General features: G+C 44.6%; 12 protein-coding genes. 6 read left to right on the plus strand and 6 right to left on the minus strand.

The genetic code is table 11. The features are described 5' to 3' along the window. Position 1: 1 nt before the first annotated feature. From FD04_RS12820 to FD04_RS09895, 4 genes are all read right to left on the minus strand, one after another. Positions 2-3118, minus strand: coding sequence for an SbcC/MukB-like Walker B domain-containing protein (locus FD04_RS12820; protein WP_235805684.1), 3117 nt, complete (start codon positions 3116-3118; stop codon positions 2-4). Positions 3119-3120: 2 nt separating this feature from the next. Continuing rightward, the gene (locus tag FD04_RS09885; protein ID WP_056948586.1) at positions 3121-4122 is read right to left on the minus strand and encodes a hypothetical protein; all 1002 of its coding nucleotides are present in this window, start codon (positions 4120-4122) and stop codon (positions 3121-3123) included. Between the two features lie 193 nt (positions 4123-4315). Further along, positions 4316-5686, minus strand: coding sequence for a hypothetical protein (locus tag FD04_RS09890; protein WP_056948588.1), 1371 nt, complete (start codon positions 5684-5686; stop codon positions 4316-4318). Positions 5687-6019: 333 nt separating this feature from the next. Next, the gene (locus FD04_RS09895) at positions 6020-6502 is read right to left on the minus strand and encodes a GyrI-like domain-containing protein (protein WP_056948590.1); all 483 of its coding nucleotides are present in this window, start codon (positions 6500-6502) and stop codon (positions 6020-6022) included. Positions 6503-6579: 77 nt separating this feature from the next. Here FD04_RS09895 and FD04_RS09900 point away from each other — a divergent pair, with 77 nt between their 5' ends. After that, positions 6580-7536 (plus strand): helix-turn-helix transcriptional regulator, encoded by a 957-nt coding sequence (locus FD04_RS09900; RefSeq protein WP_056948592.1) that lies wholly within the window; start codon positions 6580-6582, stop codon positions 7534-7536. Positions 7537-7701: 165 nt separating this feature from the next. Here the strand turns inward: FD04_RS09900 and FD04_RS09905 are convergent, their stop codons facing one another. Together FD04_RS09905 and FD04_RS09910 are read right to left on the minus strand one after the other, a co-directional pair. Further along, positions 7702-8100 carry a ferritin-like domain-containing protein gene (locus FD04_RS09905; protein WP_082603204.1) on the minus strand — a complete coding sequence of 133 codons (399 nt, stop codon included), beginning with the start codon at positions 8098-8100 and terminating at the stop codon, positions 7702-7704. A gap of 201 nt (positions 8101-8301) precedes the next feature. Beyond that, the gene (locus tag FD04_RS09910; RefSeq protein ID WP_056948594.1) at positions 8302-8847 is read right to left on the minus strand and encodes a TetR/AcrR family transcriptional regulator; all 546 of its coding nucleotides are present in this window, start codon (positions 8845-8847) and stop codon (positions 8302-8304) included. 108 nt (positions 8848-8955) lie between these two features. On the opposite strand from FD04_RS09910, the gene FD04_RS09915 reads away from it, so the two are divergent. The 5 genes from FD04_RS09915 (at position 8956) to FD04_RS09935 (ending at position 13583) form a co-directional block, all read left to right on the plus strand. Beyond that, a complete protein-coding gene (locus FD04_RS09915) occupies positions 8956-9606 on the plus strand; it encodes an HXXEE domain-containing protein (protein WP_054701630.1) in 651 nt (216 codons plus the stop codon). Between the two features lie 12 nt (positions 9607-9618). After that, positions 9619-10299: an HXXEE domain-containing protein gene (locus FD04_RS09920; RefSeq protein WP_054701629.1), complete on the plus strand. Its 681-nt coding sequence runs from the start codon at positions 9619-9621 to the stop codon at positions 10297-10299. Between the two features lie 161 nt (positions 10300-10460). Continuing rightward, positions 10461-11783, plus strand: a complete 1323-nt coding sequence (locus FD04_RS09925) for a replication-associated recombination protein A (protein ID WP_056948596.1) — start codon at positions 10461-10463, stop codon at positions 11781-11783. A 307-nt stretch (positions 11784-12090) separates the two neighbouring features. Next, positions 12091-12621 (plus strand): RICIN domain-containing protein, encoded by a 531-nt coding sequence (locus tag FD04_RS09930; protein ID WP_054701625.1) that lies wholly within the window; start codon positions 12091-12093, stop codon positions 12619-12621. Positions 12622-12698: 77 nt separating this feature from the next. Continuing rightward, on the plus strand, positions 12699-13583 hold the full coding sequence (locus FD04_RS09935) for an SDR family NAD(P)-dependent oxidoreductase (protein ID WP_056948598.1): 885 nt from the start codon (positions 12699-12701) through the stop codon (positions 13581-13583). The last annotated feature ends 15 nt before the right edge of the window (positions 13584-13598 follow it).

Genomic DNA, 13598 nt, shown 5'->3' on the forward strand with positions numbered 1-13598 from the left:
TTTACCGCCAAACTAACGCTGGGCGCACTTGATTAGTGTGGAACTTACCATCATTTTGAGTTTGAGGCGCCAGTACCTCCCACGCTACGTTTTCAACACCATCCGCCAAAACCTTTGTTTGACCACCACTAGGCATGGTCGCAATAAAACTAAACCCGAATCGAGAGATTGTTTGGGCAAATACCTTAGCGGTGTCAGCATCTAACTTATCAGCAAACTCATCAAACATAACGACATGTGGTGCGTCTTTTCGTTTTGCTTGGCCTAATATCATTTTAGGCACCAACAATAATGGTAAAACCATTGCCTGGGCTTTCTCTGCACCAGAACCACCTGAGCGAACGAACGTATCATCGACCACTTCAAACTCACCAGCTGCACTCTGACGTCGATGAATCATCACTCGAAAGACTGACCAATCTCGTGTATCCAACGTCTCCTTTGCGGCCTTAAAAAAGGCATCATCATCATTAGCTAAGGTCTCATCGTTGGTGAATTGACCAATCTTACTCAAGATAAGATCTCGCAGTGCTGGTCGTTGATCCAACTGAGCATCGCGAGCTTCGTTAATTGCATCAAAGGTTCCTAATTGTGGGTGTAATTCAATTCGTAATTGAATACCATCTGCACGCTGACCCTCAGCTAGCATCTCGTTATAAGTTGCCACAGCCTTATACTGATCGACAATACTGTGCATTACCGCCGTTGTATATGTTTGAATTGCCACGTTATTACCTTTTTGAGACTCGTTTACTGCCTCAGTTAATCGTTGCTCGTCTTCCTGCATCACTTTTATCGCTTTATTTATATCAAAAGCAACTACTGTCATACCCATTTCATTGGCTGTCCGCTGCTGTCGCATTTCACTCGCAATTACCGAATAGCCGCGTTGCTCAAAAATTGTATCCAGCGCATTTATTTCAATTCTAATCTGATGTGCCGTCGAACCGTTAATCGCATTACGAACCGCAACACCAACATCACTACTAGGATTTTGTCGAATTTTCGAACGATTACTCTGTTCAAAAGTCAACACATCTGCAACCGTCTTTAACTTAATTACCTCTGGATTATAAGGTAAGAGCACTGCTAATGCATTCTCAATTATGGTTAACTCAGTTTGTAACTCGCTCTGATGAGTCGCTAATTGTTCCTGTGTCGTTTTTCGACTGCCAATCGCTTGATTCGATTGTTGACTAAACTGATTTAACTGTTCTTGAAATTGATTGAGATTTTGTTTGGCAGTTCGTAACCGATCGCCAATTGTTAAATCAACCCCCAAGGTCTCAAGCTCTGCTGTCAAGCGATCTAATTCCGCTAGCGTATCAGCTTCATTAAAATCAGAAAGCAATGACTCTTCCAATCGCTGAATTTGTTGTCGTATACTACCTTGATCATGTGTCAACTGTTCTTGTTTTTGCTGTACCTCTGTCAACTCATCTAGCGTATTCTCGTAATCGTCAATTGTGTCCCGCAACTGATTCAATGCGTCTTCATCGGTCAAATACAGTTTTAAATCTGGTTGCTGCGCTAACTGTTGCTGTTCTTCGGTAACAAGCTCATTGTACTCATCGCTCATTTGACCGGCACCGCGTTGGTGAATTTTTAGGTTGTCAACTTGCAGTTCTTCCCGGCTACGTGCGACGAAGGGTCCCTGTAACCGCTTGTCGATTGCCTCGCCCATCTTAGTTTGCATGCCATTCACAATTTTAATCGAAGCCGTCAATTGCTGCATTGTAGTTTGTCGACTCTGATAAGTCATTATTTCCTGATTCATGCTACTTAAATAAGTTCGAAGTGCCGATAATTGTGCTTGACGATCCACTTCTGCCAATACCCGACCTAGTTGCGTGTAAGTTGCCGAACGACTATTGAGCACGGTTAGAATTGGTGTTAACTGTTGTTGCTCAATTTGATTCATTTTCTGTTCATTTTGTCGAAAGTTTTCGTTTATATGCGTCAATTCTTGATTAAGCTCGGCAAGTTGCTGTTGCTGTCGTCTGTATTGTTCAAGCTGTTGATTCAAGAGTGTTTGCTTTTGCTTCAGTGTATTTCGCCGTTCTTGAATCGTTTTTTGAACCCGTTCCTGTTCTGCCAACATGTCAATTTCAGTTTGAGTGTGGCTAATACTATCCTGAGTCAGCCGTAATTGTTCTTGAAATTCAGTGATTTGTTTTGAAATTTCGATTAACGCAGTTTGTTCACCTTGAATTTGATCATCTAGGTCAGTGTATCGGTTTAGGTGCTGCGTTTTTAAACCGTTTAAATTCCCCCAAAAAATCACTGATTTAATCCGCTGTAATCGGTTCTGAGCTGATTTAATCTGCGACAAGAGTGCCTGCTGTTGATTTAATTTACGTTGCATGTCAGCCACTGGATAAATGATTCCGGGTGCATCAATCGGTTCTTGCGCTTCTTTTAAGGCGGCTAAAATTGGCTGGAACCGGGCGTTACCACCTGTCAAAATTGGCGATGCTAAAAGTCGATACGTATTAGCTAGTTTAGCCAATGATTCAACGTCTTCGAATTCATAGACCGTTTTGGCTATGTACGCTCGATAGTCGTCAGCCCGTGAAAATACGCGCAGTTGTTCACCTAACGCTTCGTTTTGCTGAATAAACGCTTCTTTTTCTAATGAACGTCCCTCAGCATCGGTGGTAATTAACGAAATCACGCGATCAGGATCCGAATCAATCGCGACAAACCACCACGTTTTACTGCGACTGCCATCAGTTGCACGATGTGCGCCAATTCCCAGAATCACTTGGCGTTGTGGCGATTTTAACAGCATGCAGGCATATCCAGTTCGCACTTTTTTAGCACCTGGACCGAACCCCAAGAGCATGCTCTCAAAAGTTCGGGAATCCTGTTTACTATTTCGAACCGTCGTAGACTGATCCAACTTTTCGGTTCCTTTTGCTGCATTGAAGGATGGTGTCGCAATTGAACCATCAATTAGCATCGGATAAAAGCAGTTCGCCAGCGTTGTTTTTCCGGCCGTATTCCGACCGACTAGGGTCATATTGCCCATTTCAGAAGCGGTTAAAGCAAGAACGTGATACTGATTAAAGTCCTGTAAGTAAAATAGTGTGGGGCTTAACCTACTAGTCATGACCATTCCTAATTCTCCTTCTTAGTTGGAATTACGTACCGCTTAGCAAGCGGTGTCGCCACCACATAGCCATTCACTTCCGTGGCCAACGCGGCATCGGTAATTGTTTTTTTCACCAGCGACAAATTAAACGTTGCGTCAGGATACAGTTGTTGCCAAACCGTTTTAATCCGATGATGGTATTTAGCTATTGGAAGGCCTGATCCCAATGATTGTGCCACTCGAATGGCAGCGTAAAACTGTCGTGACTCACTTGGTTTGCGAAAATCGTCAAGTAGTAACGCATATTGATCACCACACTCTAAATAAAAACGTTGTAGCTCTCGCCACTGACTTTCAATTGCAATCTTATTTTGAGTGAGAGTAACCCACAGGTCTGGAAATTGCTTGGCATCTAAATACCGGTGCTGTAACAGATGTCGATTAACTCGTTGAATATCTGTAAGGTCTTGCTTGGTTCGATCAGCACGTAACCATCCCACCAGGCACTCAACAAAATTAGTGAAGTCCGGTACCACATCCCAATATTCCTCCACCTCCGAGACAGTCTCTTCTTCTGATTCGACAGGTCGATCTACGGTGAACAACTTAAACCGGTCTACAAATAATTTGGTAATAAGTTTGCGAACCTTGCGTTCATCAATTTCGGTAACTTCACTATTAACCGTTGTCACCAAGGAGACACAGGCAATCACCCGGTCCGCGGTTACGCCCTGCAATTCAGGTGCGTTGATTACTGCTTTGCAAGTTGCCAGCAACACGTGAATTTCTACTGCTGTTAGTGATTCAGCTCCAGAAAGGAACAACAAATTTTCCTGAAAATTTTGCGGTGCTTCACCAAACATGGTCTTAAAAGTCGCATTAATTCGTTGCTGGGTTGCAGGTTTTTGAAGTGCATAAACCGCTAATTTTTGTCCTCGTTTTGTTTCAGAGGTAATTGTGCTCGTAAAAACACCGGAATCAATTAACTCGTTAATAATCGTTCGTTCAGTCTGATATAAAGTTGCCATTTACTGATCCTCCTTATACCAAAATAGCTTGGAATCCAAAAGGTAACGTCACATGAAAATTTTCCTCAACAACACTTAATTGAATGGGGTGACCACCATTCAAACGCGTGATTGTCGAAACAGCACGCCCAAAAACGTTAAACCCCGCTGGTGTGGCATAATAGGTAGCCGGTAACAGCGCTACCAGTGCATCTCATGCGCCGACTGTTTGAAACTTCAGATCACGGTCCAGTACAAGCGTGTGTTCATCTTGCATCACTAAGTTAACCAGTTCCGATAGGGCAGCTTTAGTTTCGTCGATATACGCATCGTCCACCGCTTCTGGCGGATTATCCGCCTCGGTCACTGCCATTTTTACGTTGTCCTCAATTTGACGGTTAATCGGTAGCATTGCCCCTGCTGTCAATAAATCCTGACGCTCGGTTTCCGCTAGCTGGTCTAACTTAGCGGTTCGTTCTTCAGTCGTCAGTTCTCGATTCTCAATCTCAATCAATACATCTTGTTGATGCCGATCCATTGGTAAATGCTGCGGTAATGCCACTGGTATCTTTAGTCGTTGATACCGACTCATTAAAGCGTCTAACTGATGCGTTAGCGCGCCCAAATCAACTGATTGTCGCTGATACTGCTCCATTTCACGACTCAATAACCGAATTGCATCCATTAAAGTTTGGAAAACCAAGAAAATTGAATCAAAGCTATTTTGGACGCCACTTGTACTTGGGTCAAAGCTACCTGCAAGTCGTCGCAACTGACGTCGAACATATTGTTGCGTCTTATGCCGTTGCGTTGTCATTGCACTGGTATCTTGAATTGCCTGAGCTGTATCAATATTTCCGTTTCCTTGGCGACTCCGTGCAACCGCGACTGCGAACTCTGAGTTATCAGCCAAGGCTTGGATTCGAGCAGCTTGCTGTAACATTTGTTGATAGGCTGGAATTGCTATTTCATTCAGCATCTGTCTTAAATGTTGAGCTGCTTCACTACCATGGTTAAAGGCTAAGTCTATTGCCAGGTCATGAAGATCGACATCCAGTTTACGCATACCTTTCATCACATCATCATATGTCACTACCATGCGATCAAAGTCGTTATATAAGCTAGTGGTACTGGTATCCAACAACCTTTGAGAGAGTTTAACTACCAACTGACAGTACTCACCGATTCGTGCAGTATTAGCTACTACCGTGTTTTCTGCTTCAATTACCCGATGCATCATCTTAACGTACTCGATACCACGACTCGAGATGCGGTAAACCGCTGTTTCTTTATTCCGTAATTTACCACTTATCCACCGTTCACGAACCTTTCTATTTGAGACGTTAATCAATCGAGCCTGCTCAGTAAGTAGCTTCAACAGACTACTCATCGTTGCTGGTGGCATCAGCGATTCCCCAACTTCTAATTCTCGATAACTTTGATTATAAAGTTGTAGTAATCGATTCGCTGTCATCGGCTCAGTACTAGTCGTACCATCTTGATAAAGCATGGTTAAAACGTACCACCCTGCTAAAGGGTGACTAGTGCTATGGCCTAAATTCATCGCCAATAATAAATCACGCATTTCTTGAGATATATTGATTGTGATGATCATCACCCTCTCATTTAATTAAATCTTTATTGTGTTGTAAATCCACGCCATTATTCTCTTTCTTTGTTTACCTTATCGGAGGTTATGAAATCATTCCTGAGCAGTGGCAATTTGGACTATATAACGCATACTATTAACACCAAAGAATGTGACGTGAGTGATACTCATCTAAATTTTTAGAAACACAAAATGACCAACCATGATAAATTACGCTGATTAGTCATTATTTGTGTTTTTACTCAAAATAAATTTTATCAAGGTACAATATCGTTGTTTCACATGAAACATCAAACGCATGGTAATGGTTTACTTCGCCTGCACCGGAATCCATAACTCACCATGCACGCCATCCGCATCCGTACCCAATTCAACTGAGGCATTCGGTCCACCAACATAGGCGTATTCGTCATTACTTGGTAACACTTGACCAAACGCCTCTCCTTCCAGTCGACCAAATAATTCACCTGGCGTTGCCGCTGTTCCAGTAACCACCAAGTACTGCGCATCTGGAAAGGCAATGCTCCGTGCGCCAGCTGGTGCTTCAGCGTCCGATTTCACGCCAGCGTAGTACCACATTTCGTCTTGATAAGCTTCGTTGATAGCAAATAAGTTAGACTCTGGCGCAAGGTCGGTCAGTTGTTTTAAACGGCCGTCAGCCTCGGCGTCTGCCCACAACTCCGCTTTTTGGCGAACGATTTGTGTGAATTTGTCATCACCCGCCCCATATTGAACGGTGCGGCCAAAGCCGATGAGGTTAAATGCAGTTTTGTGTTGGATTGAAAAAGTCATATTCGTTAGCTCCTTTTAGTTGATAGTGATATCATAAGTCGCAAACGTATCATTACTTGAGACCTTTGGGAGAAATCATGAAAAAAAGTTTACGCATCCAAACCGAAATGCGCTTCATTAATAATCGTGAACGCTTTACGATTGCTGATTTACAGGCCGAATTTGACATCTCACGCGCCACAGCAATTCGTGACCTACAAGAAATTGAAACTTTAGGGTTACCACTCACCAGCCAACCAGGTCACGGTGGCGGTTACGCCGTACTCCGCAACCAAACGCTGGTCCAAGTTCAATTCAATCAATCCGAGTTGGCCGCCCTCTTCACGGCCATGCAGGCATCCACCAACACCCAACTGCCCTTCCTGAAAAGTCGCCAGGCCATCGTCGAAAAACTTCTCAGCCAAGCCAGTCCAGCTCAACGCGCGCAGCTTCTGGCGCTTCGGCAGATTCTGGTGTTTGAAAATACCAACCCTGACGATCCCGACCTACTGGAACTGACTGACCACGCGCCGGATCAGTTGGCGCCATTGATTGGACTTGCCACAACCACGCCAAACTTAACTTTCACCTACACAAAACCAGACAGCACTGTCACCACCCGTCACGTTTACCTACTACACATTTATCAACGGCAGGCGCGCTGGTATTTAGAAGGCTTAGACCGTGACCGTCATGCCAAGCGGTTGTTTCGAGTCGACCACATTACCCAACCTGCGGCGGATAACGATGCCGAACCTCTGACGAAGCAGACAATTGCCGAATGGACACGAGACGTTGCGCCCAACGTTGATCTCACATTAGATACCACCGCCATTCAACGCTTCCGCCGGTGGCACCAGCCTGGTCGCAGGCTACAGTTTTTAGATCCGTATCAGCAACGGGCAAGATTGCAGGATACGGTTAACGTTGCAAATCCGGATGCCGTGAAGATGTATGCGGATTGGGTGCTGTTTCTTGGTGATGGCGTGGATGCGGTTCGGTTGCCTGAAGAAGTACGGGAAAAGTTACGCAAAAAATTAGGGCGTTGGGCTTAACCGTATTCTTTAGACACGTCATTAGGGCGAAGGCCCATCAGAGCAACTGTAATCAACGCAGTAGCGTCAAAATGATCCTCATCGTTAACATTGACTGCCAACAATAAAAAAGACCCCCATCAAGGAGATCTTCCACATTACTAAAACTCATTTTCCAAACGCCGGTTAGTCATTAACCTGCCCGATCTGCTCAATCAGATAGTTTTCCATTCCAATATCCTTGATCAACCCAAGGTGCTTCTCAAGCCACAGCTTATGCCCCGCTTCTTCAACGATAAAGGTTTGAATCATCTTGCGTGTCGTATAATCATCGTCAAATAGCGCCGCTAAGCGATCCAAAGCACCTTCGTTTTCACCGATAAAACCCTGATACGTTGATTCAAGTTGCTCTTTAATGTCGGTGTAGATTGGTAACGCATCTGCCGCTGGTTGTGGGGTGTAACCCAGTTCAACCAACCGTTTAACAATCGTTTGGGCGTCCTCAAAGTCCTCTTTGGCTTCACCCTCTAAAACATCGGCTAGTTTCCCATAGCCGCGCTTTCGATCAAGTTCAGCTTGAATAATCCCCTGCTAAGCGGTCTTGAACCACGTCTGTGCTAAGCCCTGAAGCGCATCTAACTTTGCTGTCATGATGAAGCCTCCAATTCGTTATTTGATGATTTTAAAATTAAACTTATGGGACAGCAACCACTGCTGCTAATCAATTATTGCAATCGATTTCGGTTTCTTTAATAACCCGCTTAAAGATCGACATCATTGTCCACCCTACATAATCGCCACCAAATGCTTCGCCACCAACAACGCCTTTTGCGCCATTACATCAGGCGTATCCACCGCACCAGTCTGTAACCAAGCAACCATCATGTTCCAAATACCGCCAGCAGCAAACGCATAGATGTAAGGCTCAGACTGCGGAAATAAGCGCGCCAACAAACTATCAGTCGTCGCTTCTGTCAGTGCTGTTAGTAGTTGCGGTAACAGCTGATTATCTTTTAGGCTCCGCAAAAAATTCACGTGAGCTTGCCAATAGTCAAAGTATACGTATACCAGTTCCTGAAAGTGGCGGGGTTTTGCGTCATTAATCGTCGTAAATAATTGCGCGACCTCTGTAGCAATCAACTGGGTCAACACCTGATCGATTGTTTCATAGTGTCGGTAAAACGTCCGCCGGGATAGCCCCGCTCGCGTTGCTAAAGCACTGACGGTGATTTGCTGGTACGGGGCCTGTTGAAGAAGCTGCCCCAGCGCTTCTTGAAACCATTCACGGGACTGGTTGACTTGTTGAATTCGTACTGGCTGTTTATCTGTCACAATTACTCCTCCTATGTGCCACATCGCTTGAGATGACTGGTATTTAGCGCTGGTGTCAGTATAATACGAGTTATTAAATGTCACAAGTGAGACATGGAGGATAGATAAATGGATCATTTACGAAAGCACTGGTATCAATATGGCGGATTAGGATTGATACTGATTGGCGGCTGGCTTTTAATTGCCCGCCCGCAGTTCGCCCCATTACAATTGATGATGATTTTAAACCTGTTAGCGTTGTTAGCACACCAGTTTGAAGAATATCAGTTACCGGGTGGCGCACCGATGGTCATCAACCGAGTTGTTTACGATGAAACCGAGCAACCAGATCGCTATCCTGGTAACGAATTGTCAATCATGTTGGTGAATCTCAGTGCGTGGGTCATCTACGTCATTGCAATCGTGATTCCCCAGATTGTTTGGTTTGGCATGGGCGTTATGCTATTTAGCCTATTTCAGATTCTTGGCCACTGCTTCGAAATGAACATCAAATTGAAGACGTGGTATAACCCTGGCATGGCAACTACCTTACTCCTATTCTTGCCGTTAGGTTGGCACGACATCGCTTATGTTATGGGTAATAACCTATTAAGCCTCGGTGGTTGGATAGCCTCAGTATGCATGCTAGTTATCTGCATCGGGTTAACGATTCTATTGCCGGTACAAGGATTGAAAGATCGTCGTACCCAATACCCCATTGACACTTGGCAGGTTCACCGGTTTGAACAAGTGACGCACTGGGCACGACTTAAAAGATAGGGGGGAAAACTTATGAAGAAAATTGTTGCTCACTGGTATGAACTCGCCATTTATATTGCGGCGGGAATCGCAATGTTATTAGCACTTGGTACGTGGTCATTTGAACAACGAATCTTGCTATTAAGCCTTTGTCTACTACACATTCACTTCTTTGAAGAGTTCGGCTTTCCTGGCGGCTTTGTCTGGGGCGGCCTCAAAGTGGAGAATGGGCAGGTTGATTCCGACGTCGGTAAATGGCCCCTCAATATGCTGAGTGCATGGTGGGGTAACGAATGGTTCGCACTCTCGGTCTACACCGTCCCGTTGTTTTTACCTCAGTATCACTGGCTAGCTTTAGCAGCGGTGATCTTTGCCTTTGCTGAAGTTTTGATGCACGTAGTGGTCTTTAACATCGGTCTGCGGAGTTGGTATAATCCCGGTCTGGTTTCTGCGTTAGTTGGCTTGATGCCGGTTTCAATCTGGTATCTGCTGCATACGCTTCCGCAAGGTCAGTTCAATTGGTTAGATTTAGTACTGGCAGTGATTTGGATTGCTTTTAACTACTGGATGGCATTCAAGTCACCGATTTGTCAGTATTTAACGGCTAAGGTGGACTTTCGTTTGAGTAAGCGTGAGGTACTAAAAGCCAAGCCTTATATGAAACGATTGCACGCTGACCTTAAGGCATTGCATAATTTTGGTGCCGATGAGTAATAGCGCTATCCAAATTCACGCAAAATAACCCGCAACCTACTGCAACAAGCACCTACCTTGTATTTTAGCGAGGTAGATGCTTGTTGCTTTTTTTATGAGTTTGAGCCACCAACACTAAATAAGTTATAATTAGCGGCAAACCACGAAAGAAGGCAATCAGATTGAAACAAGAATCACTGTTTTCCGGTTCAGCCGACAACATGCCGTTGGCCAACCGGGTGCGGCCGCAGACTTTGGATCAATTTGTTGGCCAGCAACACTTATTAGGCCCCGGAAAGATTTTACGTGAACTCATTGAAAACGATCAAATCTCTTCAATGATTTTTTGGGGACCACCTGGCGTTGGTAAAACCACGTTAGCCCGAATCATCGCTAAATCAACCAATTCAAAATTCCTAAGTTTCAGTGCGGTAGATAGCAGCATCAGTAAAATTAAAAAAATCATGAAAGACGCCGCCCTTGAACGAGAAATTGGCCAAACCACCATGGTCTTTGTCGATGAAATTCATCGTTTCAACAAGGCACAACAAGACGCCTTCTTACCGTACGTTGAAAATGGCAGCATCATTCTAATCGGCGCAACGACCGAAAACCCCTCTTTTGAGGTTAACTCAGCGCTACTGTCACGGTGTAAGGTCTTTGTTTTACAAGAGTTAACGCCGAATGACATTAGTACCCTCCTACAAAATGCGTTAACGAATCCCGACGGCTTTGGCAAGCAATCAATCACCATCGGGCAAGAAGAAATTACAGCAATTGCCAAATTCGCAGATGGCGACGCTAGAAAAGCATTAAATACGCTAGAAATGGCCATCCTCAATGGGGATAAACAAAACGATAAAACCGTCGTCAACATGGCCGATCTGTCTCAACTGATCACCAGGAAATCGGTGCTTTACGATAAAAATGGTGAAGAGCATTACAACATCATTTCGGCGCTTCATAAATCCATGCGTAACAGCGATGTCGATGCTGCAATTTACTGGCTCTCGCGCATGCTTGAAGGTGGCGAAGATCCGCTTTACATTGCAAGGCGTTTAGTTCGATTTGCCAGTGAGGACATCGGTTTAGCCGACACCAACGCGCTCAACTTAACCATCAACGTCTTTCAAGCATGCCAGTTTCTTGGTATGCCTGAATGCGATGTTCATCTTGTTGAGGCTGTCACCTATTTATCGTTAGCGCCAAAATCAAATGCGATTTACAAAGCCCGACTTGCTGCGGCCAAAGACGTTAAGCAAACCGCCAATGAGCCGGTACCACTCCAAATTCGAAACGCACCCACTAAATTGATGAAAGATTTGGGGTATGGTAAGGGATACGAGTTGGCCCACAATGCAGCAGATAAGCTCACCACCATGAAAACCATGCCACCGTCGCTTGAAGGTCACGAATATTATCTGCCAACCAACCAGGGACATGAGACCCGGTTCAAAGATCGTCTGGCTCAAATACAGGAATGGCACAAGCGGAATGACGATTGAGTTTCGTTTGATAATAAAGTTGTTAGCGTACTTTGACGATGCGGCAAAAACCACTTTGATCAGGTAGTCTGACAGTAATTTAAGGAGGTTCATGCGCTCTAGTGTGCATGGCCTTTTTAAGATTATAGCTAAGATTGAACCCACTTTTAAAACAAAAAATTAAAAATAGTTGTTTTTAACTGACTAATTAGTTATTATAGATTCACCGACAAAATTACTTAACATTTTTACTTAATTCGGTGAGTTTTAACTCGCCATTTATTTTAATTTTTAAGTGACTAACTAATCAGTTATTGGAGAAAATCATATGCACGCAAGTACCGTCTTAATCGCCGACGCCATTGTGGTCGCCGGATTGGCAGCCGTCTTTGGCCACCGACTCATCAAAAATTATCACCGTAAAGTTGAAACGCCGAATGCTTACATGATTAAAAACGTGAAATCTGGGCTAGTTATTCGGCCAAAAGATGCTGGAATCGCTGATGGCGTCCCAATCATTCAATACACGCCGCAAAACTGGGAGTGCACCACTTGGCAGATGATTAAAATTGACGAGGAAACCTACCTGCTTAAGGATCTCTATACTCAAAAATCATTTGCGCCGGTCGATGAACCCGTTGCCGGTGCCCGATTAGCACAACGCCCGATTGGTGGCGACAAGCAACAACACTGGCAATTTAATCGACAAGATGATGGTACCTACACCATCCAACTTGCTGGTAGTGACCTGTATATCACCAGCACCTCAAGTACCGTTGACGATCGATTGATCCTACAACCAGCCAGCGATGACGCTGATCAACGTTGGACCTTAACGCAACAACACCCCATCATCTAACAACACTTCCCTAGTTCTGTTAGATCACCCAATTTAATCAATCAACATTCCCCAACTCACAAATAAGGAGTAAATTTATGTCCAAAATTATGTTAATCACCGGTGCAACTGATGGTATCGGCAAAGTCACTGCTCAAGAACTCGCAGCCCAGGGCAATCAAGTTATCATCCATGGTCGCAATGAACAAAAAGCCCAGCGGGTGGTTACCGAAATCAAAGCAGCGACTGGCAATCAAAACGTCAGTTATCTCATTGCCGATTTGTTTTCAATGCAAGCAATCAAAGACATGGTCACCGAATTTAACACTCGGTTTGATCATCTTGATGTCTTGATCAACAATGCTGGCGCAGTCCTTGATGCCAAGCGTTTCGAAACGGTTGATGGTATCGAGGGTACGATGGCCTTAAACGTTATGGCGCCACTCTTACTCGCTGAATTATTATTACCTCAGTTACGCAAATCAAAAGATGGCCGCATTATCAACATGTCCTCTGGCACTCACCGATTAGCCCGGCCGGACATGCACGACCTTAACTTGGAACACGTTGACTCAGGTCAAACCCGTTACGGCATCAGCAAGCTATTTGTCATTTGGAACACCCAGCACCTCGCTGCGCAATTGCAACAGGCCGGCATCACCAATGTGACAGTTAACGTGTCGCATCCAGGATCAGCAACGACCAACTTTGGTCAAGACAGTGACAACGGTTTTTGGGTCAACCTGGTCTATAAAGTTGCTATCGGAATCGGAAAAACGTTCCATATTGCTACACCAGAGCAAGGCGCTGTTACCAATGTCTATCTAGCTTCTGATGACGCAGTAAAAGGCGTTAACGGTAAATTCTTTGACAACAAAAAACGGCAAATTCAGCCCGCGACCCGTGAATACTCCCCTGCCAAAGAACTGCAACTCTGGAACTACTGTATGTCAAAAATCCAACCCTGGATTGACGAAAACTGATTAATCAGTTAAGGT

The organism is Secundilactobacillus odoratitofui DSM 19909 = JCM 15043 (genome assembly GCF_001434895.1).
Lineage (GTDB): Bacteria > Bacillota > Bacilli > Lactobacillales > Lactobacillaceae > Secundilactobacillus > Secundilactobacillus odoratitofui.